Genomic DNA, 21,731 nt, shown 5'->3' on the forward strand with positions numbered 1-21,731 from the left:
GGATGCAGTTGATCGACAAACTGCGCGCGCTGGCGGCTGACCCCGATTTCCGCCACGGCGCGCGCGACATGGCCCCGCCCTCCCTGGGCCTGGCCGCCTGGGGGCTGGTGACCGGTGTGACCATGGTCAAGAGCGGGCTCAGCATCCCGCTCGCCATGGGCATGTCGCTGCTGGTGTTCGCCGGCAGTGCGCAGTTGACGGCGCTGCCGCTGATCGCCTCCGGCGCGCCGCTTTGGGTGCTGCTGGCCACGGCCTTCTGCGTCAACCTGCGCTTCGTCATCTTCAGCGCGCAATGGCGCAACTACTGGGCCCACCTGCCCAGGGCGCGCCGGCTGCTGAGCGGCTATGTCGCGGCCGACCTGAACTTCGTCTACTTCGTCAAGCGCTACCCGGACCCGGTGCCAGCACCCGGCCAGCAACGCTATTTCTGGGGCGGCGTGGCCGTCAACTGGCCAACCTGGCAGGCCTGCTCCTTCGCCGGCATCCTGCTGGCCGACCGCATTCCGCCGCACTGGGGTATCGGCTTCGCCGGCGTACTGGCGTTGCTGGGGCTGTCCTATTCGTTGCTGACCGAAAAGGTGCTGTGGTGGGTGGCTGTGACGGCCGGGGCTGTGTCGATTGCGACCTATGCGCTGCCGCTCAAGCTCAACATCCTGTGCGCCATCTTTGCGGCGGGCGCGGTGGGTTGGTGGCTGGACACTCGAAAGGCCAGGGCATGAGCGACGCGATGACCTGGGTGGCACTGTTCGGCCTGGCCGGCATTTCCGTGTTGACGCGCAGTTTCTTCATGATCAGCGAGAAGCCCCTGCCCATTCCGGACTGGCTGCGCGAGCTGCTCAAGGTCGCGCCGCTGGCGGCCCTGGTCGCAGTCGTCGCGCCCGAGATCTTCATGACGCAGGGTCAGCTCATCACGACCTGGCAGGACGCGCGCTGGCCCGCGGCAGTGGCCGCGACGGCCTACTACTTCTGGCGCAAGGGCATCCTGGGCACCATCCTCGTCGGCATGGCCGTCATGCTGCCTTTGAAGCTCGGCCTCGGCTGGTAACTGTTGGCCCCTCGCCCAGTCTTACCTGCTGAACGCGGGCAAGCCTGGTCGGTCTTGCAGACCGCGCTGCAGCAGTGCCGCAGCTCTTCGGCAGGCACACTGCGCCCACTGGGGCGCAGTGTGTCCGGCCTCAGCCCCCGTGGGGACGGCGATGCTCGCGGCATTGAGCCGCAAGCACATCGCCTGCGGGCCGGCTTGGGGCGGCCCAGCGCCGGTCCGCGGTTACAACGCCGTACGGTGGAGAGCAGAGGCGAGAATCGAGGCAGTTCTTCTCATCAACTGCCCGCCCACCATGAACGTCATCCGCTTCTCCGACCTGATCGCCGCCGGCAAGGTGGCCGGCCAGCGCGTCTTCATCCGCGCCGACCTCAACGTGCCGCAGGACGACAACGGCAAGATCACCGAGGACACGCGCATCCGCGCGTCGTTGCCGGCCATCAGGATGGCGCTGGACGCAGGCGCCGCCGTCATGGTCACGTCCCACCTGGGCCGCCCGACCGAAGGCGAGTTCAAGCCTGAGGATTCGCTGGCCCCCGTGGCCGAGCGCATGGCCGAGTTGCTGGGCCGCCCGGTGCCGCTGCAGCGCGACTGGGTCGACGCCGTTTCCGTCGCGCCGGGCCAGCTGGTGCTGCTGGAGAACTGCCGCGTCAACAAGGGCGAGAAGAAGTGCAGCGACGAGCTGTCCAGGAAACTGGCCGCCCTGTGCGACATCTTCGTGCACGACGCCTTCGGCACGGCCCACCGCGCCGAAGCCACCACCTACGGCATCGCCAAGTACGCCAAGATCGCTTGCGCCGGCCCTCTGCTGGCAGCGGAGATCGACGCCATCACCAAGGCCTTGGCCAACCCGCGCCGCCCGCTCGTCGCCATCGTTGCCGGCTCCAAGGTGTCGACCAAGTTGACCATCCTGCAAGCCCTGGCGAGCAAGGTCGACGGCCTCATCGTCGGTGGTGGCATCGCCAACACCTTCATGCTGGCCGCGGGCCTGAAGATCGGCAAGTCGCTGGCCGAGCCAGATCTGATCGACCAAGCCAAGGCCGTCATCGAAGCGATGGCTGCGCGTGGCGCCGACGTGCCCATCCCTGAGGACGTCGTGACGGCCAAGACCTTCTCCGCCGGCGCCACGGCGGCGGTCAAGGCGGCCACCGACGTGGAAGACGACGACCTCATCCTCGACATCGGCCCCAAGACGGCCGCCAAGCTGGCCGAGAAGCTCAAAGCCGCCGGCACCATCGTCTGGAACGGCCCAGTCGGCGTGTTCGAGTTCCCGGCCTTCGCCCATGGCACGGAGGCCATCGCCCGCGCCATCGCCGAGAGCGTTGCCTTCAGCATTGCCGGTGGCGGCGACACGCTGGCCGCGATTGCCAAGTACGGCATCGAGAAGGACGTGGGCTACATCTCCACCGGTGGCGGCGCTTTCCTGGAAGTGCTGGAAGGCAAGACGCTGCCGGCCTTCGAGATCCTCAGCAAGCGCGCAGCGGGCTGATAAGCAAATCGCTTCGACGAAGAAATATGACAAGAAACTGAAAATTTATTAGTATTCAAATACTTATGAGTGATCGTTTCTTGTCATTTGACCGTGGATGCTGAACTCGCTGCCTTGATTGCTGCAGCGGGCATTACAGGTGCGGCGCCCGAGGCGCTGGCCGCGCAGTTGCCTGGCATCAGCCGCTCGACGCTGAACCGGCGCCTGGCGGCCCTGCTGAAAACGGGCGTGATCCGCAGTCAGGGCGCCGGCCGGGCGCGGCGTTACCTGTCGGCCGAGCCCTTCGGCCGCGACGACATCGACGCCTACTTCGCTAGGCCGGCCCAGCAGCGCCCGCTGGTGCGCTTCCGCCCCGAATTGCTGGGCGCGGAGCCGGGCCTGCCGCTGGACAAGGCCCAACGCTGCACACAGGTCCAGGCGCTGGCACAGCCCATAGACGCGCGCTTCCTGGCCAGCTTCCTGATCGACCTGTCGTGGGCGTCCTCGCTATTGGAAGGCAGCACCTACTCGGCGCTCGACACGGCGGCGCTGATCCAGTACGGCCAGCGCAATGCCACCAAGCCGACGGCGGACGCCATCCTGGTGCTGAACCACAAGCGGGCGGCCGAGCACCTTTGGCTGCACCGTGACCTTAGCGTGGCTCAGGTGCACGCGATGCACACGCTGCTGACCGACGACCACGGCCTGCCGGAAGCGGGCGAGTCCGACCACTTCTTGCCCCAGGCGCAGCGCGGCAGGCCGCGCGAGTTCGAAGATGTGCACCTCGCCAACTCGGCCTATCTGCCGCCGTTCCGGCCGGGGACGGGTTTCGTCGCCGAAGCGCTCGGGCAGGTCGTCGAGCAGGCCAAGGCGCTGCACCCTGTGCAGGCAGCGCTCTACCTGATGACGCGCATCCCCTACCTGCAGGCCTATGCGAACGGCAACAAGCGGGCGTCGCGGCTGGCGGCGAATGCGCCGCTGCTGGCGAGTGGCCTGCTGCCGCTGTCGTTCGCCGATGTCGACAAGGCCGACTACATCCGGGGCATGGCCGCGTTCTACGAACTGGGCAGCCTGCATGTCATCGAGCAGACCTTCGTGCGCGGTTACGTCCGCTCGGTCATGCGCAGCAGCGACCTGCCCGCCAGTGTGCGCGCCCGGGGCCTGGACGTCGCGGCGACGGCGCAGGCACTCGTGGAATTCATCAACACCGGGCGGCGCCCGACGCACAAGGTGGCGGAGCTCTATCTGGGCTGAAGCTTTCCATCCAATGCTTGACCAATATCCTGTACTGAACGGCGCACTCGAGGTCGCTTCAGGTCCGGACGCAACGATTGATTTCCTACGCCTGGAACATGTTCTGCAGCGGTACAGGGACGTCTGGGTCGTCATCCCGGTCAAGCCATACCTAGCTGTTGATGCCAGGAGGGTCGGCGAACACTTGGTCGGGGTGTCCTGCTTTGCGGTTATGTCGTCGGGAATCCTCATGCAAAACACCCGTGCTGAGGAGGGCTTGTCGCGCCTTGTATCCATGCTCATGGGCGGCGGCACAAACGCCGGTACTGCCGCGTCTGGTAAAGGGTTGGTGGAGGGAAAAGCGAATCCGCAGGCGCGCTGGTTGTTTCAGGGCAACCCACTTCTTTCAATTGGCACGAGACCGTTCACATCGCTTCAAACCCGATATGTATATGTCGATGGCGGTGACATCTACCAGCGCTCCATTGGTGAACTCGACGTCAGTGGCATGTTCAGTCGCCCACGGTCATCCTTGATTGATCTAGACCCGCTTGCCGATATGCACGAGGCCTTCCGACGCGAAGCTTTCGACAGAGCCATTGGAGATGAGCCCGACGTTGAAAAGCTGACTCAGCTCCTCGACGCCATGTTTGTAGAGAACACGCGCGTTCTTGACCGCGTGACGCTGCATCACAGCGAGGCCTCTCCTGGTGAGGCATTCGATTACAAGGCACCTGAACTGACCAGGTACGGTCGCTTGGTCCACGACGCGACAGGCGCGCCACGCGTTGAAATGGCCTTTGCGCTGGTGCATTACGAACGCGCTCTGCGCGATTTTGATCTCCTAAAAGCTGCGAACCGTACAGCGAACAAGGAGGCTGCTCTGGCCACCGGCGTCTACTGCATCGTCTCCGTCGCGGCCTGTCTGGAGGCGGTGGCAAACAAGCTTTTCTTCATTGAAAAGGGTAGACACCCGACGATGCGTGATCGAGGTACGCCTCTTGAGAAGCTAGACGCTGCTGCCGCCACGCTTGTGGCACAAACCGGTGGCACGTACGTGCCGCTGCATCCGAACGATGCAAGCTACGTTGCGATGGAGCGCGTGCGGGTGCTGCGCAATAGCTTCATGCACGCCAGCGAGCGCGATGCAGCAATATCGCCGGACACGCTTTTGTCTAAGGTGTTCGACGAGGTCAGCGAGGCGCGTTGCAGGGCATATCTGAGAGAACTGCGGTTGACTGTCGGCAAGGTTTTTGACCAACTCCCGAAACTTCCGGCTCCTATCGTCACGCGCGCGAACACGACTTGGCTTGGCAGCCTTGAGGTGCCGTGAGAGGAGGCTGCCTGATTTCGGTCGGCAACTGGTTGTCTGACCGACAGGCAAACGGCCTGAGTCGAACATAGGTCGCGCATGGTGGCGCTACGACCGGGTGATATCGGCTTCGGCATAGATTGCCAAAAAACGAGCATCGGCAGGTGCTGAAACGCGGCGTAACCTCGAGGGTTCCTCCCTGGAGAGTCACCCTCATGGAAAAGAACAACGCGCCCTTGTCGCCTGCCGAAGCTGCGCTACGCGACGCCGCCCTGGACTATCACCGCAGCCCGACGCGCGGCAAGATTTCGGTCACGCCGACCAAGGCGCTGTCCAACCAGCGCGACCTGTCGCTGGCCTATTCGCCGGGGGTGGCCTACCCCTGCCTGGACATCGAACGCGACCCGTCGCTGGCGGCCGACTTCACCTCTCGCGGCAACTTGGTGGGCGTCATCACCAACGGCACTGCCGTGCTGGGCCTGGGCGACATCGGCCCGCTGGCCGCCAAGCCCGTGATGGAAGGCAAGGGCTGCCTGTTCAAGAAGTTCGCCGGCATCGACGTGTTCGACATCGAGCTGGCCGAGCGCGACCCGGACAAGCTCATCGACATCATTGCGGCCATGGAGCCGACGCTGGGCGGCATCAACCTCGAGGACATCAAGGCGCCCGAGTGCTTCTACATCGAGCGCGAGCTGTCCAAGCGCATGAACATCCCCGTCTTCCACGATGACCAGCACGGCACCGCCATCATCTCGTCAGCCGCGCTGCTCAACGGCCTGGAACTGGTGGGCAAGGACATCGGCAAGGTCAAGGTGGCGGTGTCGGGCGCAGGGGCCGCAGCCATTGCCTGCCTGGACGTCATGGTCGGCCTGGGTGTGAAGCGCGACAACGTCTTTGTCTGCGACTCGCGCGGCGTCATTCAGTCAGAGCGTGAGGACGCGAAGGCCGGCAAGCTGGATGAATCCAAGCAGCGCTATTGCCAGATCACGGCGGCGCGCACGCTGGCCGATGTGGTCGACGGCGCGGACGTCTTTCTCGGCTGCTCGGCCGCCGGCGTGCTGACGGCGGAGATGGTCAAGACCATGGGCACCCAGCCCATCATCCTGGCCCTGGCCAACCCCGAGCCCGAGATCCGCCCCGAGCTGGCCAAGGCCGTGCGGCCGGACTGCATCATGGCCACCGGCCGCAGCGACTACCCCAACCAGGTCAACAACGTCCTGTGCTTCCCCTACATCTTCCGCGGCGCGCTGGACTGCGGCGCGACCAAGATCACCGAGGGCATGAAGCTGGCCTGCGTGCGCGAGATCGCGGCATTGGCCAAGGCCGAGACGAGTGACGAAGTGGCAGCGGCGTATGCCGGCCAGGAGCTGGCTTTTGGCCCCGAATACCTGATCCCCAAGCCCTTCGATGCGCGCCTGATTCTGCGCATCGCGCCGGCCGTCGCGGCGGCTGCGGCGGCCGACGGCGTCGCGACACGGCCGGTGACGGACCTCGTCGCCTACCGCCAGTCGCTGGAGCGCTTTGTCTACCAGACCGGCATGTTCATGCGCCCCGTGTTCGCCACCGCGAAGGCCGAGTGCGCCCGCGTCATCTACGCCGAGGGCGAAGATGAGCGCGTGCTGCGCGCCGTGCAGGTGGCCCTGGACGAAGGCCTGTGCAAGCCGACCCTGATCGGCCGCCCCGAGGTGCTGGCCTCACGCATCCAGCGCGCTGGCCTGCGGCTCAAGCTCGGCGAGGACGTCGCCGTCATCGACCCCGAGGACGACCCGCGCTTCCGGCAGTACTGGGAGGCCTACTACGCCCGCATGAAGCGCAACGGCTTCACGCCGGAGATGGCCAAGTCCGCCGTGCGGCGCTCCAACACGGCCATCGGCGCGCTGGCCATCGAGTTGGGCGACGCCGACGCGATGATCTGCGGCATGGTCGGCCGCTTCGACCGCCACCTGGAGCAGGTGCGCGACCTCGTCGGCCTGCGTGAAGGTGCGCGCCAGTTCGCGGCGATGAACGCGCTGATCCTGGAGCAGATGACGCTGTTCATCACCGACACCTTCGTCAACGATGACCCGACTGCCGAAGAGTTGGCCGACATCGCCGCGATGGCTTCCGAGGAGGTGAGCCGCTTCGGTTTGCCGCCCAAGCTGGCCTTTGTCAGCCACTCGATGTTCGGCTCCAGCACGCGGCCGTCGGCCGTGAAGATGCGCCGCGCGCACGAGCTGTTTGCTGCAGCCCACCCCGAGGTCGAATGCGACGGCGAGATGCACGGCGATGCGGCCTTGTCGGAAAGCGTGCGCCAAGCCTTCCTGCCCGACAGCAAACTCAAGGGTGCCGCCAACCTGCTGGTGCTGCCGACGCTGGACGCCGCCAACATCCTCTTCAACGTGCTGAAGATCAGCGCCAGTCACGGCGTGACGGTCGGCCCCATCCTGCTGGGTGCGGCCGCACCGGTGCACATCCTGACGCCCTCGGCGACGGTGCGCCGCATCGTCAACATGACGGCTCTGGCGGTTGCGGACGTGAGGGAAGCCCGCGAGGCCCGTTCAGCGCAGGGCTGAACTGGGCGAGGGCCACGCCAGCGAGGATGACGCTGGCGCCGAGCAGCTTGGCCGCGCTGAACTGTTCGCCACCCCACAGCCAGGCGATGAGGCCGGCCACCAGTGGCATCAGGTAGATCAGCGGCGCGGTGCGAGCCACGCCGCGTTTTTCATTGGCCCAGCCCCAGGCCAGCCAGCCGATGAAGCCGCCACCGATGACCTGCCAGGCCAGGCCCGGCCAGACCCAGGCGGGCTGCGTCGTCCAGTCCATGGACATCAGCGCTGGCGAGCACCACAGCAGCATCGGCAGCGTGCAGACCAAGCTGCCGTAGCCCAGCACGGTCACGCCGCCGTGGTGCTGGATCAAGGGCTTGCTGGCGACCGTGTAGTAGCTGAACAGCGCGGCGGCGGCCAGCAGCGTCAGGTCCCCCAGGCCGGCCTGCCAGTCGGCGGCCAGCAGCTTGTCCGATGTGAAAACCAATGCGCCGGTGGCGGCCATCGCCACGCCCGCGACCTGGCCGGCCGAGAGCCGCTCCACACCGCTCAACCGCAGGATCAGCAACGTGAACACCGGCCCGCAGGCCAGCAGCACGCTGGCGCTGAAGGCGGTCGAGCCCTGCATGCCGTAGGCCGACAGCAGCAGGTGCAGTCCCTGGCCGATCAACGTCAGCCGCACCAGCGGCCAGACCTCGCCACGATCGAGCCGGGGCCAGCGCAGGCCGAAACGCCAGCACAGCAGCGCCACGGCGCAGAAGGGCATCAGCAGGTAGCGCAGCCCCAGGAAACCCGCCGGGCCGACCTGATTGAAAAGCGCTTTCGACAGCGGGAAATTGACGCCCCATGTCAAGACGACCGCCAGTGCGGCGATCAACGGGGCGGTGGACCGGTCCTTCATATCGGCTAGCATATTCTCATATGAGAGAAGAATTCTCTGAATTGAACGAAGAGGGCCAGTTCGAGCGCCAACTGGCGGAACGGCTGGCAGCGCTGCGCACGGCCGCGGGCTGGTCGCTGGATGAGCTGGCCTTGAAGAGCGGCGTCAGCCGCGCGACGCTGAGCCGGCTGGAGCGCGCCGAGACCAGCCCGACGGCGACGCTGCTGTCGCGTTTGGCCCGCGCCTATGGGCTGCCGTTGAGCCGCCTGCTCGCCGAAGCCGAAGCCTTGCCCGTGCGCCTGCTGCGCGCCGCCGACCAGCCACGCTGGCACGATGTGCAGAGCGGCTTCGAGCGCTTGATGCGCTGTCCTCCCCTTGCAGGCTTCGCGACCGAGGTCATCGAAGGCCGTCTCGCGCCCGGCGCCGAACTGGCCTACGACGAGCCCACCGTGGCGCGGCTGGAGCACCACCTCTGCCTGATCGAGGGGCAATTGCGGTTGACGCTGCAGGGCCAGGTTTTTGAGCTGGGCGCTGGCGACTCGATCAGCTTCCGCTGCCTTGGGCGCAGCGTTTTCACCAACCCCGGGGCCGAACCTGCGCGCTATCTGCTCGCGATGACGGTGCCTTCGCTGTAACTGGTATCCAAACACCATGAGTTCCGAACTGCCCCCCCGCCTGGCGCCGCTGGACCCCGGCCACCCGTATGCACAGCGCCTGATCGCGCTGTCGGAGGCCTATATGGGCGCCCTCTATCCCAGCGAGAGCAACCACTTCGAGCCGGCCGACGGCCTGCGCCCGCCGCAGGGCAGCTTCTATGGGCTGTGGCGTGGCGAGCAGCTCGTCGGCTGCGGCGGCGTCAAGCACTTCGACGCGGATGGCTATGGAGAGATCAAGCGCCTTTTCGTGCTGGACAGCGAACGCGGCCGTGGCGTCGCCCGGCAGCTGATGGCGCAGTTAGAGGCCGAATTGATCGAACGCGGCGTGCGGATCGCGCGGCTGGAGACCGGTATCCACCAGCCCGAGGCCCTGGCGCTGTACCGGCGTCTGGGCTATGTCGAGCGCGGCCCCTTCGGCGGCTACACGGCTGATCCATTGAGCGCCTTCTTCGAGAAGGTGTTGGGTTGAAACACGACGAAACTCTCGCGAGGCTTGGCGGACCATAATTCCGCGCCTTCCAAGAATCGAGACAGCCATGACCCGCGCCACCAAGATCGTCGCCACCCTCGGCCCTGCTTCCAACACGCCGGAGATCCTGGAGAAGATGATCCGCGCCGGCGTCGACGTCGTGCGGTTGAACTTCTCCCACGGCAAGGCCCAGGACCACATCGACCGGGCCACCATGGTCCGCGAGGCCGCCGAGCGTGTGGGCAAGTCGGTCGCCATCATGGCCGACCTGCAGGGTCCCAAGATCCGTGTCGGCAAGTTCGAGGGCGGCAAGATCGAGCTGGTTCCCGGCGCGCCCTTCATCCTGGACGCCGACCGCACCGAACTGGGCAACCAGGACATTGCCAGCCTCGACTACAAGGAACTGCCGCGCGACGTGAAGCCCGGCGACACGCTGCTGCTCAATGACGGCCTGCTGGTGCTGACCGTCGAGGCCGTGCGGGGCGCCCAGGTGCACACCGTCGTCAAGCTCGGCGGCGAGCTGTCCAACAACAAGGGCATCAACAAGCAGGGCGGCGGCCTGACGGCGCCGGCGCTGACGGGCAAGGACATGGAGGACATCAAGACCGCGATGTCCTTCCAGTGCGAGTACCTGGCGGTGAGCTTCCCCAAGAACGCGACCGACATGGAGATGGCGCGCCAGCTGGCCAACGTGGCCGGCGAGCCCTATCGCCACAAGCCGGCCATGATCGCCAAGATCGAGCGCTACGAGGCCATCCCTCACCTCGAAGCCATCCTGAAGGCCAGCGACGGCATCATGGTGGCGCGCGGCGACCTGGCCGTTGAAGTGGGCAACGCGGCCGTGCCGGCGCTGCAAAAGCGCATGATCAAGATGGCCCGTGAGCTGGACAAGGTGTCCATCACGGCCACGCAGATGATGGAGTCCATGATCGTCAACCCGGTGCCCACGCGTGCCGAGGTCAGCGACGTGGCCAACGCCGTGCTGGACGGCACCGACGCCGTCATGCTGTCCGCCGAGACGGCCGCCGGCAAATTCCCCATCGAGACGGTCGAGCAGATGGCCAACATTGCGCTGGAGGCCGAGCGCGCCGAGTTCGTCACGCTGGACACCGACTTCGCCGGTCGCCAGTTCGGCCGTATCGACCAGTCCATCGCCATGGGCGCGCTGTTCACCGCCTACCACCTCGGCTGCAAGGCCATCCTGGCATTGACCGAATCCGGCTCGACGGCGCTGTGGATGAGCCGCCACCGCATCCAGGTGCCGATCTTCGCGTTGACGACGCAGCCGATCAGCCAGCGCAAGATGGCGCTGTACCGCAATGTGCGGCCCATCCTGATGCCCAAGTTCGACGACCGCGACGTGGCCCTGGCCGCTGCGGAAAAGATCCTCGTCGAGCGCGGCGTGCTGATGCCGGGCGACACCTATGCCATCACCTGCGGCGAGCCGATGGGCTATCCGGGCGGCACGAACATGCTGAAGGTCTGCCGCGTCGGCTGACGCGGGGCGCGCCCGGGGCCGTCAGCCCTGGCGGCGTCGGGTGCGCAGGCCCAGCGCTCCGATGCCGCAGAGCAGCAGCAGCGTGGAGGCTGGCTCCGGCACGGCCGTGACCGCATCGATGCGGATCGAAGGGTCGCCCGAAGGCGAGACCTCCCAGACGCCAGGCTTGTCCCAGCCGGCATCGAAGGCGTTGGCCTGCATTGAGTGCCCGGCAGAGGACGCGATGATGGAAATCGGGCTCTTGTTGGCCTCGATGGCCAGCCAATAGCTGCCGGGACCAACCGTCCAGCTCAATCCGCTGGCGCTGTACCAGGCGCCGGCGGCACCCGTGGGCACGCTCAGATGGGCGGTTTCAAACAGCATCGTCCCAGGCAGGCCGGCGGCATCGGCATACAGCTTGAAGCTGAATGAACCAGCGGTGGTAAAGCTGGAATTGAACTGCAGATGCGTGGACACCTCCTGGAGGGTGTAGGCCTGCGTGATGCTGAATTGGCCAGCCAGGTATTGGTGGTACTGGAGGCCGCCATTGTCGCCGCTGAGGGCGCTGCCGAACCCGGGGGCGTACGGCTCGCCGGTGTCGACGATGAGCGCGGCCTGGGCTGGCAGCATCGCCAGGACAAGGCCGGTTGCGAAGAGGGCTTGGGTCAGTGCGCGAAAGGGCATGTTCAGCATGGATTCCTCCTGAGTTGAGCGCGTCTTGCCGGATGTCGCAGGCATCCTGTGGCAGTAAGGCGGCGCGCAATTTTCAAGCCCGTGCCGATCGCACGCGACGCAGCGAGCCCTGTGAATGCGTGGGCGGGCAATCCCGGATGCGCGACTCAGTGGCTGTTGCCGATGTGGCTCTTGGGCGGCAGCTCGGCGCCCGGCTCGGCCAGGCTTTCAAGGATCGCGCAGGCCGGTTCGTCGCCCTGGCAGCGGGCGCGCAGCGCTCGCAATTCCTTTTCCAGCTCCTGCAGCGCAGCGATGCGGGCGCTGACATGGCCGATGTGCGCGTCCAGCAGCGCATGCACACCTGCTCCGTTGGCGCCGTCATGCCCCTCGCCCTGCAGCGCCAGCAGCGCGCGCACCTCGGCCAGGTTCATGTCCAGCGAGCGGCAGCGGCGGATGAAATACAGGCGCTCGGCATCAGGCGGGCCATAGACGCGGTAGCCGGCGTCCGTGCGCGGTGGTGGCGCCAGCAGGCCCTCGCGCTCGTAGTGGCGGATGGTGTCGACCGGTGTGGCGGTCAGGCGGCTGAGTTCCCCGATACGCATGTGACGATTCTCGGCTTGACTCTGGAGTGGCTCCAAGGTTTGCAATGAAGGCCTGCGCTACTGAAAGCCCTTTGCATGAGCCACGCCTGCCACCACGATCACGATCATCACCACGCCACCGGCAATTCACGCGCCTACCGCCGCGTACTCTGGGTTGCCCTGGTGCTGAACGCGGCCATGGCGGTGGTCGAGCTGACGGCCGGCTCCCTGGCCGACTCGCTGGCGCTGTGGGCCGACTCGGCTGACTTCATTGCCGATGCCGCCAACTACGCCATTTCACTGGCGGTGCTGGCCTCCAGCCTGACGCTGCGGGCCCGGGTAGCCTGGGTCAAGGGCGCCGCCATGGGGCTGATCGGTGTGGCCGTGCTCGCCAAGGCCGTCTGGGCCTCCCTGCATGGCGCGCCGCCTCAGGCGCTCACCATGGGCGTCGTCGGTGTGGCGGCGCTGGCCGCCAATGTCGTTGTCGCGCTGATGCTCTACGCCTGGCGCGAGGGCGACGCCAACATGCGCGCGGTCTGGCTGTGCAGCCGCAATGATGCGCTGGGCAATATCGCCGTCGTTGTGGCCGCCGGGCTGGTCGCCTGGACGGGCACGGCCTGGCCCGACCTGGCCGTGGCGACGGTGATGGCGGTGCTCGCTCTGTCCAGCGCACGTGTCGTCATGCGCCAGGCGCGCCAGGAACTCAAGCCAAAGCCAACGCCAGCACCATGAGCGCCATCACCGCCGTCGCAATCCAGCCCAGCACGCGCAGCTTGCGGCCGATGACGTGGGGGCCCATGACGGTGGGACGCGTGGCCAGCAGCATCATGGCGGCCATGATGGGCACGGCCGTGATGCCGTTGAACACGGCCGCCCAGAACAGCTGCCTGACCGGATCCAGCGGCGCAAAGCACAGGGCCACGCCCCCCAGCGTCGCGACGGCGATGACACCGTAGAAGCCGCGGCCCTCGCCATGTTCGAGCTTGAGGCTGAGGCTGTCGCGCCAGCCCATCACCTCGGCGACGGCATAGCCGGCCGAGCCGGCCAGCACGGGCACGGCCAGCAGCCCGGTGCCGATGATGCCCAGGCAGAAGAGCAGGGCGGCGTGCTCGCCCGCCACGGGCTTCAGGGCCTCGACGGCCTGGGCCGAGGTCTGGATGTCGTGCACGCCGGCCTTGTTCAGCGTGGCCGCGGCGGCCAGCATGATGCAAAAGGCGATCGCGTTGGAGAAGCCCATGCCGACATGGGTGTCCAGCTTGATGCGATGCAGGTGGCGGTGCACCTGCGTCCTGGACAATTCCCTGCCGGCGCCGCCATTCAGGTCCTCGACCTCCTGGCCGGCCTGCCAGAAGAAGAGGTAGGGACTGATGGTCGTGCCGAACAGGGCCACCACCATCAACAAGGTGTCGCGGTTCCAGTGCAGCTGCGGGTGCAGGGTGCGCACCAGCACCTCGCCCCAGTCCAGCCCCAGCACCAGCACGACGCCGACATAGGCCAGCAGGGCCAGCGTCAGCCACTTCAGCCAGCGCACATAGCTCTCGTAGCAGAGGAAGACCTGCATCAGCACGCTGGCGATGCCGAAGCCCAGGGCATAGAGCTGGGCCGAGCCGCCGAACAGCAGGTGAACGGCAGCGCCCATGGCGGCGATGTCGGCCGCAATGTTCAGCGTGTTGGCCGCCAGCAGCAGGCCGACGAAGAACAGCAGCACGGGCCGCGGAAAGGCCTGCTTCATGTTGGCGGCGAGACCCTTGCCCGACACGTACCCGATGCGCGCGCTGACGATCTGGATGGCCGTCATCAACGGCAGCGTGAAGACCAGGCTCCACAACATGCCGTAGCCGAACTGGGCGCCGGCCTGGGAGTAGGTGGCGATACCGCTGGGGTCGTCGTCGGCGGCGCCGGTGATCAGACCGGGGCCAAGCTGCTTGAGGGGGCTGCGGAGGCGGTCGAGGAGGTGCATGGCGGCGTCAGACTAGCCTCGGCATCCGCCTTGCTCTGTCGGAACGAAGGCCGGCCCGGTGTCAGACCCGGCGCGGCGGCAGGCGTCGGGTCTCGCCGATGGCGAGCGTGAAGAACTCGTCCTCGCACAGACCCAGGTCGGCGCGCTGGCGGGTCAGCTGGCGGGGCGGCTCGTCCAGCGCCTCGTCGGTCAGCTCGAAGGTGCCCCAGTGCACGCCCAGCGAGCGCTTGGCGCCCAGGTCGGCGTGGATCTTCAGCGCTTCCTCGACATTGACATGCTGGCTCTGCATGAACCAGCGCGGCTCGTAGGCGCCGATGGGGATCAGCGCGATGTCGAAGCTGCCGCCTTGATGAGGCTGCTGGCGCTCGGCGAAGCGCTCGCGGATGTCGGCGAAGTCGCGTGAATAGCCGGTGTCGCCGGCGAAGAAGAGCTGGCAGTCCGGTGCGAACACGGCGAAGCCGCCCCACAGCGTCTTCATGCGGTCGTTCAGTCCACGCGCCGACCAGTGCTGGGCCGGGACCAGCACGATATCTACGCCGGCGAGGCGCTCCGCCTGCCACCAGTCCAGTTCCACGACGCGCTCGATGCCGCGCGCCTGGAACCAGGCCTTGAGGCCCAGCGGCGCGACGAAGAGCGGGCTGCCGCCGGGCTGGTGGGCGAGGGCGCGCACCGAGGCCAGGTCGAGGTGGTCGTAATGGTTGTGCGAGACCAGGACGGCGTCGATGTGCGGCAGCTGTGCCAGCGTCAGCCCTGGCGGCTGCTCGCGCTTCGGGCCGGCAAATGACAGCGGCGAGGCGCGCTCGGAAAAGACCGGGTCGGTCAGCAGGTTCAGGCCGCCCAATTGGGCCAACACGGTGGCGTGGCCGATCCAGGTCACCGCCGGCTGCTGCGCAGCGCCGTGGTTGGCGCGGATGAAGCCGAGATCGGCCGGTTGCGTCGGGATGGGTTCGGTCGGGCGCGGCGGCAGGCCGCGGCGCGAGGCGTTCCAGCGCCAGCGGATCACGTCCGCCAGCGACTTGGGCTCGAAGTCGCCGTGGTTGTTCTGGAAGCCGCCGTTGCGGTGATGAGGCGGGAGCTTCACTTCGTCACGATGTCGCGGTGGGAGAAGGCCATGCGGGCCAGCAACTGGTTCTGTACGCCGAAGGGCACGTTGGCCCTGTCCATGGCGCGCTGCAGGTGCTCGACCAGGGTGTTGAAGTCGCCCTTGCCAATGCCCAGGTGGGCGTGCGCGTCCTTCATGCCCACGCCGTCATAGACGCAGGGGCCGCCGGCAACGACGCAGAAGTAATCCGCCAGCACGCGCTTGAGGTGCTTCATGTTGATGCCGTCGAAGAAGCGCGCGATGCGCGCGTCCTCCAGCAAGGCGTCGTAGAAATCGTTGGTGAAGCGCTGGATGGCTTCCTGGCCGCCGAGCTGCTGGTAGAGCAGGTCATCGTGGGGAATCGGTGCCACGCCGGGGCGTACCGTGCTGGCCTGCGTCTGGGCATGGGCCAACGGCACGGCCAGGATCAAGGCCAGGGTGAGGGTGGCGAAGGACAGTCGGGACTTCATCGGGCGGGCGTGGCAGGTGACCGGCGAGTCTAGCGATGGGGCCCTGGCCGTGGCGCGCCGGGTCGGCGGGTATTCGTGCGCCGGTCACGGTCCGCCGGCCGGCTAGGCACCCTTGCGCTCGCCCCGGATTCGCGGGCACGGCATGATGCGGCCCCATGGGCGGGACGCGGCGGTGTTGGATGCGAAGGAGCGTGGGCGGCATGGCCGCGCTGCTGCTGTGCCCGCTTGCCGGTGCCGACCCTGCCCGGCCGCTGGTGATGCTGGTGGAGACCAGCGCGCTGATGCCGCATGCCCGCATCGAGGGCGACCGCGTCATCGAAGGCCTGAACCTGGACATCGGCCAGGCCCTGGCGCGGCGCCTGGGCCGCGACCTGGTGGCCCGCCCGACACCGCGCAAGCGCCTGGCCGAGGCCCTGCAGCGCGGCGAGGGCGACCTGCTGTGCGACTACCAGAGCGACTGGCTGCCCGGTGCCTTCGCTTGGAGCCGGCCCTTCCTGCCCGACCAGGCCCTGCTCATCAGTGCCGCCGCGGTGCCGCCACCGGCCTCGTTGACAGCGTTGACAGGGCAGCCCATCGGCACGGTGCGCGGCTATGTCTATCCGGAGATGGCGGACGCACTGCGATCAGGCTTCCTGCGCGACGACGCGCCCGATGCGGTGGCCAATCTGCAGAAACTCGAACTCGGCCGCATCCGCCATGCGTTGACCGGCCGGCGCGTGCTGGAGTACCAGCAGCGCATCGGCCACTTCAAGCTACCGCTGCATCCGCCGCTGGTCGTGTCGGAAGTGCTGGCCCAGTGCGCGTTGTCTCCGAGCAGCCCGGTGGGCCTGGCGGCGTTGAACACCGCCATCCAGGGTCTGGTCGGCGAAGGCGAACTGAATCGCCTGCTGGCCAGGTACCGCTGAACCCTCAGCCTTGCAGGCCGCGCCAAGCCAGCGGCTTGGCCCTTCGCCAGGCACAGGCCGTCCACTGGACGCCCTGTGTCCGGGCTCAGCCTGCGGCAATGCGCTGGGCCAGATGGGCCAGCGCTTCTTCCACCTGATCCACCAGCACCAGGCAGAGATCGCCCGGCTGCAGGCGCTCCAGTGCGCGGTCGATGGCCGTGAACTCGCCGACGATCTCTTCGATATGCCGGGTGCGAGACGCGCCTTCCAGCCCGGCACGCAGCAGGGCCACGACCTCGCCGGCTGCTCGGCCGCGCTGGCAGGCGTCTTCGTAAAGGATGACTTCGTCGAAGGCGCCACCGAGGATCTCGGTCTGCACGCGGATGTCCTCGTCGCGGCGGTCGCCGGCGCCGCTGATGACGACGCTGCGGGTCTTGGCCGGCAATGCCGCGACGGCGCCGACCAGGGCCTTCATCGCGTCGCCGTTGTGGCCGTAGTCGGCGATAACGGTGGCGCCGCGGTAGTCCATGACGTTGAAGCGGCCCGGCGCGTTGTCGGCGTCATTGGCGAAGCTGGCCACGCCGCGGCGGATGGTGTCCCAGTCCAGGCCCACAGCCCAGGCCGCGGCCACCGAAGCCATCGCGTTCTCGACCTGGAAGCCGATCAGGCCGCCCCGCGTCAGCGGGATGTCGCGCAGCGGGATGCTCTCGCGCCAGACGCCCTGCGCCGCGACGAGTTGGTCGCCGTCCACGTAGACGCAGCGCTTGCCCTGCGCGCGGTGGGTGGCCATCACCGGGTGGTGGCGGTCGGCGGCGAAATAGATGACCTGGCCGGGGCAGACCGAGCTCATGCTGGCCGTCAGCGGGTCGGTGGCGTTCAGCACCGCATAGCCGTTGGGTGCCACGTTCTGCACGATGACGCGCTTGACCAGTACCAGGTCCTCCGCCGTGTGCAGGAAGTTCATGCCGAGGTGGTCGCCCGCGCCGACGTTGGTGACCACGGCGACCTGGCAGCGGTCGAAGCCCAGGCCTTCACGCAGGATGCCGCCGCGGGCGGTCTCCAGCACGGCGGCCTCGACGTCGGGGTGCATCAACACATTGCGGGCGCTTTTGGGGCCGGAGCAGTCGCCGCTGTCGATCTGGCGGCCATCGACGTAGACACCGTCGGTGTTGGTCATGCCGACCTTGAGGCCGCAGCTGGCGAACAAGTGCGCGATCAGCCGCGTGACGGTGGTCTTGCCATTCGTGCCGGTGACGGCGACGACGGGGATGCGGCCGTCCTCGGCCATGCCGCCCGATTTGTTGCCGGTGCCGAACAGATGGCCGACGATGCCCTCGCCGACATTGCGGCCCTTGCCATAGCTCGGGCTCAGGTGCATGCGCAGGCCCGGTGCCGCGTTGACCTCGACGATGCCGCCGCTGATCTCTTCGAGCGGCCGCAGCACGTTCTCGGCGACGACGTCAACACCGCAGACGTGCAGGCCGACGACCTGGGCCGCGGCAATGGCGCGCGCGGCCACCTCCGGGTGGACGTCGTCCGTCACGTCGGTGGCGGTGCCGCCGGTGGACAGGTTGGCGTTGTTGCGCAGGATGACCCGCTGGCCCTTCTCCGGCACCGACTCGGGCGCCAGGCCCTGCTGGGTCAGGCGCGCGACGGCGATGTCGTCGAAGCGGATCTTGGTCAGCGAGGTCGCATGGCCGTCACCGCGGCGCGGGTCGGCATTGACCTTGTCGACCAACTGCTTGACCGTGTGCACGCCGTCGCCGATGACATGCGGCGGATCGCGTCGCGCGGCGGCGATCAGCTTGTCGCCGATGACGAGCAGCCGGTAGTCGGAGCCAGGCAGGAACTTCTCGACCATGACGGGGCCGATCTCGTCGGCCGCCTTGTAAGCGGCCTCGAGCCCCAGGCGTGTCGTCACGTTGACGGTCACGCCCTTGCCCTGGTTGCCGTCCTGCGGTTTGACGACGACGGGCAGGCCGATCTCCTGGGCCACGGCCCAGGCATCGTCCACCGAGTCGACCGGCCGGCCGATGGGCACCGGCACGCCGGCGGCCTGCAGCAGGCGCTTGCACAGGTCCTTGTCCTGGGCGATGGATTCGGAAACGGCGCTGGTCGCGTCGACCTCGGCGGCCCAGATGCGGCGCTGCTTGGCGCCCCAGCCGAACTGCACCAGGCTGCCTTGCGTGAGGCGGCGGTAGGGAATGCCGCGCGCCAGGGCCGCATTGACGATGGAGCCGGTCGAAGGGCCGAGGCGGATGTCCTCGTCCAGCTCGCGCAGTTGCCCGATGACGGCGTCGGCGTCGAATTCACCACCATTCAGCGCGGCCAGCACCAGCTTGAGCGCCTGCTCGAAGGCCAGCCGGCCGACATCTTCCTCGCTGTACTCGATGACGATCTGGTAGGTGCCGGACTCGGGCGTGACATGGGTCTGGCTGAAGGTCACCGGGCAGCCGGCCTGGGCCTGCAGGGCCAGCGTGGCCTGCTCGAGCACCTGGGCCAGCGAGGCGTCGCGGCGCAGCTCGCCGACGGTGGGAAAGAGCTGGCGCAGCCGCGGCTCGAAGCCGGGCAGGCGCTCGAGCGAGCGCTCGGACTCGTTGCAATGCACGACGGCTTCGATGGCCGTGTGGCGGCTCCACATGTTCGGGCCGCGCAGCGCGCGGGTGCGGGAAACGTCCATGAGTCGTGTTCTTTTCAGGCGAGGTGCAGGTTGGGCACGAAGGTGTCGAGCCCGGCGGCGATCAGCTCGGGCGAGATGCCCAGGGCCCAGGCGGCGGCGACGGCGGCGAGCAGCGTCGAGGCATCGACGGCCTGGTCGCCGAAGCGGCGCAGCAGGGCCTCGATGTTGGCGCCCGGCGTCTCGGCCGGGCCATGGGCCAGTACGGCGGCGCCGCCGCGCAGGAAGACGGCGCGCCCGCCGCGGTCGCGGTGGTGCTGCAGGGCCTCGAGGCCGCCGTCCTCTGCGTAGAAGACCACCTCGCCGTCGCTCAGCTCGGCCATGTCCACCAGGCGCGGGTGGGCGGCATTGAGCACGCTGGCGCCGTCGCTGAGCACGACGTCGACCTGGGTGCGCAGCACCTTGTAGAGCTGGTCGATGTCCTGCACGTCGAACTCCGCCAGCGCGTCTATGCCGTCCATGTCGGTGACGACGCCGACGGCGGCGCGGTCATAGGCCAGGCCATCGCGCAGGATGGAGGTGGCATCGTTCTCGATGACGACGGCGTTGACGCCGCGGTTCATCAGGAGGCGGTGGGCGGCGTCCCAGCGGGCGCTGTCGCGCTTCTCGACGCGGCGCGTGCCCAGGAACAGGCCGTCGCGGCAGGCCAGGCCGACATGGCGGCCGTTCAGGTGCAGCAGCCAGGCGACCAGGCGCGTGATCTGGCGCCCGCCGCGCGAGCCGGCCACGCCGACGATGGGAATGCGGCCGGTCTCGTCCTCGGCGAAGAGGTGGTCGATGATGGCCTGGCCGACGGGCTGCGGCGCGCCGCCCGCGGGTTTGAGGTGCATCAGCAGACCCGGGCCGGCGTTCACTTCGACGATGGCGCCGCCGGTCTCGGACAGCGGCTTGGAGATGTCCTCGGTGACGAGGTCGACGCCGGCGATGTCCAGGCCCACGGTGCGGGCGGCCAGCGACACGGCATGCGCCACCTCGGGGTGGACCTCGGGCGTGCAGTCGATGGACACGTTGCCATTGCGCTGGATCAGCACGGCCTTGCCGGCCGCGGGCACGGCCTCGGGCGACATGCCCTGGCGTTGCAGGTCGAGCAGCAGGGCGGTGTCTTCGTGCACGCGGATGCGGTTGAGCGGGAAGTCCTCGCTCAGGCCGCGGCGCGGATCGGTGTTGATCTGGCTTTCGACCAGTTGCTCCACGGTCTGGCGGCCGTCGCCGTGCACCCAGGCGGCTTCGCCGCGCGCGGCCGCCACCACCTGGCCGCCGACGACGAGCACGCGGTGCTCGTTGCCGGGGATGTAGCGCTCCACGAGCACCGAGGAGCCGTGGCGGGCCGCCAGCGCGAAGGCGGCCTCGCAGTCGGCCTCGGTCGCGATATCCAGGGAGACGCCGCGGCCATGGTTGCCGTCGCTGGGCTTGACGACGACCGGCAGCCCGAGGTCCTGCGCGGCGGCCCAGGCCTCGGCGGCGGTCTTGACCTCCTGGCCTTCCGGCACGGGCACGCCCACGGCCTTCAGCAGCGTCTTGGTCAGGTCCTTGTCGCTGGCAATGCCTTCGGCAATGGCGCTGGTCATGTCGGTCTCGGCCGTCCAGATGCGGCGCTGGCGCGCGCCGTGGCCGAGCTGCACCAGGTTGCCGTCGTTCAGGCGGATGTGGGGGATGCGGCGGTCCGTGGCCGCGGCGACGATGGCCGCCGTGGAGGGACCCAGGTAGCAGTCGTCCAGCTTGTCGCGCACGCGGGCCACCGCGGCGGACGCGTCGAAGGGCTGGTCGTTGATGACGGCCATGATCAAGGCGTGACCCTCGGCCAGGGCCGCGCGGGCGACCTGCTCGTCACGCGCCCGGAACACCATGCGGTAGACGCCGCGCTGGCTGGTGGAGCGCGTCTGGCCGAAGCCGGTCGGCATGCCGGCCAGGTTGAGCAGCTCGATGACGATGTGCTCCAGCACATGGCCGCACCAGGTGCCTTCGGTCAGCCGCTCCAGGAAGCCGCCGCGTTCACCGACGCCGCAGTGGTGCTCGACGAGGTTGGGCAGGGCGGCCGTCAGGCGCTCGTTGAAGCCCGGCAATAGATGACTGGGGTGGTCTTCCAGCTCGCCGAGGTCCAGCCAGACCTCCAGCACCGGCCGGTAGGTCCACATATTGGGCCCGCGCAGGTAGTTGATGCGCAGCAGGCGGATGTCGTTCTTCTGGCTCATGGAGCGTATCGAGTAAGGGGTTGTGCGCGGTGCAATCGCGTGGAATTGTGCGCTGAACTCATGGCGGAGAATCGCCGCAGCCCGTAAGAGCCAACAACAACATGCAAGACCTTCCCTCCGCTGCAGTGCTTCATCCCCAAACAGCCGTCCTT

The 21,731-nt window shown here is 67.8% G+C and carries 19 protein-coding genes; 11 read left to right on the plus strand and 8 right to left on the minus strand.

From position 1 onward, the window contains the following. Positions 1-2: 2 nt before the first annotated feature. The 6 genes from ASC95_RS13240 (at position 3) to ASC95_RS13265 (ending at position 7,607) form a co-directional block, all read left to right on the plus strand. On the plus strand, positions 3-719 hold the full coding sequence (locus tag ASC95_RS13240) for an AzlC family ABC transporter permease (protein ID WP_057298140.1): 717 nt from the start codon (positions 3-5) through the stop codon (positions 717-719). Further along, positions 716-1,045, plus strand: coding sequence for an AzlD domain-containing protein (locus tag ASC95_RS13245; protein ID WP_057298141.1), 330 nt, complete (start codon positions 716-718; stop codon positions 1,043-1,045). The genes ASC95_RS13240 and ASC95_RS13245 overlap by 4 nt, the downstream gene beginning before the upstream one ends. A 292-nt stretch (positions 1,046-1,337) precedes the next feature. After that, positions 1,338-2,531, plus strand: a complete 1,194-nt coding sequence (locus ASC95_RS13250) for a phosphoglycerate kinase (RefSeq protein ID WP_057298142.1) — start codon at positions 1,338-1,340, stop codon at positions 2,529-2,531. Between the two features lie 93 nt (positions 2,532-2,624). After that, the gene (locus tag ASC95_RS13255; protein WP_157256271.1) at positions 2,625-3,764 is read left to right on the plus strand and encodes a Fic family protein; all 1,140 of its coding nucleotides are present in this window, start codon (positions 2,625-2,627) and stop codon (positions 3,762-3,764) included. A 13-nt stretch (positions 3,765-3,777) separates the two neighbouring features. Further along, positions 3,778-5,076 (plus strand): hypothetical protein, encoded by a 1,299-nt coding sequence (locus ASC95_RS13260; RefSeq protein ID WP_057298144.1) that lies wholly within the window; start codon positions 3,778-3,780, stop codon positions 5,074-5,076. Between the two features lie 194 nt (positions 5,077-5,270). Beyond that, the gene (locus ASC95_RS13265; protein WP_057298145.1) at positions 5,271-7,607 is read left to right on the plus strand and encodes an NADP-dependent malic enzyme; all 2,337 of its coding nucleotides are present in this window, start codon (positions 5,271-5,273) and stop codon (positions 7,605-7,607) included. On the opposite strand, the gene ASC95_RS13270 is transcribed toward ASC95_RS13265, so the two are convergent. Beyond that, complete coding sequence (locus ASC95_RS13270) at positions 7,540-8,481, minus strand: DMT family transporter (RefSeq protein WP_082567755.1); 942 nt, start codon at positions 8,479-8,481, stop codon at positions 7,540-7,542. The two genes, ASC95_RS13265 and ASC95_RS13270, sit on opposite strands and share 68 nt — an antisense overlap. Before the next feature lie 41 nt (positions 8,482-8,522). On the opposite strand from ASC95_RS13270, the gene ASC95_RS13275 reads away from it, so the two are divergent. The 3 genes from ASC95_RS13275 to pyk all read left to right on the plus strand — a co-directional run bounded on the left by ASC95_RS13275 (position 8,523) and on the right by pyk (position 11,083). Next, a complete protein-coding gene (locus ASC95_RS13275; protein WP_235537909.1) occupies positions 8,523-9,095 on the plus strand; it encodes a helix-turn-helix domain-containing protein in 573 nt (190 codons plus the stop codon). 16 nt (positions 9,096-9,111) lie between these two features. Continuing rightward, positions 9,112-9,585 carry a GNAT family N-acetyltransferase gene (locus ASC95_RS13280; protein ID WP_057298147.1) on the plus strand — a complete coding sequence of 158 codons (474 nt, stop codon included), beginning with the start codon at positions 9,112-9,114 and terminating at the stop codon, positions 9,583-9,585. A gap of 67 nt (positions 9,586-9,652) precedes the next feature. Further along, positions 9,653-11,083 (plus strand): pyruvate kinase, encoded by a 1,431-nt coding sequence (gene pyk, locus ASC95_RS13285; RefSeq protein ID WP_057298148.1) that lies wholly within the window; start codon positions 9,653-9,655, stop codon positions 11,081-11,083. 21 nt (positions 11,084-11,104) lie between these two features. Here the strand turns inward: pyk and ASC95_RS13290 are convergent, their stop codons facing one another. Together ASC95_RS13290 and ASC95_RS13295 are read right to left on the minus strand one after the other, a co-directional pair. After that, positions 11,105-11,755 (minus strand): PEP-CTERM sorting domain-containing protein, encoded by a 651-nt coding sequence (locus tag ASC95_RS13290; RefSeq protein WP_057298149.1) that lies wholly within the window; start codon positions 11,753-11,755, stop codon positions 11,105-11,107. Between the two features lie 146 nt (positions 11,756-11,901). Continuing rightward, positions 11,902-12,336 (minus strand): Cd(II)/Pb(II)-responsive transcriptional regulator, encoded by a 435-nt coding sequence (locus ASC95_RS13295; RefSeq protein WP_057298150.1) that lies wholly within the window; start codon positions 12,334-12,336, stop codon positions 11,902-11,904. 75 nt (positions 12,337-12,411) lie between these two features. On the opposite strand from ASC95_RS13295, the gene ASC95_RS13300 reads away from it, so the two are divergent. After that, positions 12,412-13,047 carry a cation transporter gene (locus ASC95_RS13300; RefSeq protein WP_057298151.1) on the plus strand — a complete coding sequence of 212 codons (636 nt, stop codon included), beginning with the start codon at positions 12,412-12,414 and terminating at the stop codon, positions 13,045-13,047. Here ASC95_RS13300 and ASC95_RS13305 read toward each other — a convergent pair. The 3 genes from ASC95_RS13305 to ASC95_RS13315 all read right to left on the minus strand — a co-directional run bounded on the left by ASC95_RS13305 (position 13,019) and on the right by ASC95_RS13315 (position 15,826). After that, positions 13,019-14,275: an NRAMP family divalent metal transporter gene (locus ASC95_RS13305; protein WP_057298152.1), complete on the minus strand. Its 1,257-nt coding sequence runs from the start codon at positions 14,273-14,275 to the stop codon at positions 13,019-13,021. The genes ASC95_RS13300 and ASC95_RS13305 overlap by 29 nt on opposite strands. Before the next feature lie 61 nt (positions 14,276-14,336). Then, positions 14,337-15,356, minus strand: a complete 1,020-nt coding sequence (locus tag ASC95_RS13310; protein ID WP_057298153.1) for an MBL fold metallo-hydrolase — start codon at positions 15,354-15,356, stop codon at positions 14,337-14,339. Further along, on the minus strand, positions 15,353-15,826 hold the full coding sequence (locus tag ASC95_RS13315; protein WP_057298154.1) for a group 1 truncated hemoglobin: 474 nt from the start codon (positions 15,824-15,826) through the stop codon (positions 15,353-15,355). The genes ASC95_RS13310 and ASC95_RS13315 overlap by 4 nt, the downstream gene beginning before the upstream one ends. A 200-nt stretch (positions 15,827-16,026) precedes the next feature. Here ASC95_RS13315 and ASC95_RS13320 point away from each other — a divergent pair, with 200 nt between their 5' ends. Next, positions 16,027-16,731, plus strand: a complete 705-nt coding sequence (locus ASC95_RS13320; RefSeq protein WP_057298155.1) for an ABC transporter substrate-binding protein — start codon at positions 16,027-16,029, stop codon at positions 16,729-16,731. A gap of 85 nt (positions 16,732-16,816) precedes the next feature. Here ASC95_RS13320 and cphA (ASC95_RS13325) read toward each other — a convergent pair whose 3' ends face one another. Both cphA (ASC95_RS13325) and cphA (ASC95_RS13330) read right to left on the minus strand, forming a co-directional pair. Then, the gene (gene cphA, locus ASC95_RS13325; RefSeq protein ID WP_057298156.1) at positions 16,817-19,390 is read right to left on the minus strand and encodes a cyanophycin synthetase; all 2,574 of its coding nucleotides are present in this window, start codon (positions 19,388-19,390) and stop codon (positions 16,817-16,819) included. Between the two features lie 14 nt (positions 19,391-19,404). Next, positions 19,405-21,579, minus strand: a complete 2,175-nt coding sequence (gene cphA / locus ASC95_RS13330; protein ID WP_057298157.1) for a cyanophycin synthetase — start codon at positions 21,577-21,579, stop codon at positions 19,405-19,407. Positions 21,580-21,731 lie beyond the last annotated feature (152 nt).

Origin of the sequence: Pelomonas sp. Root1217, from assembly GCF_001425705.1 — a bacterium.
Taxonomy (GTDB): Bacteria; Pseudomonadota; Gammaproteobacteria; order Burkholderiales; family Burkholderiaceae_C; genus Pelomonas.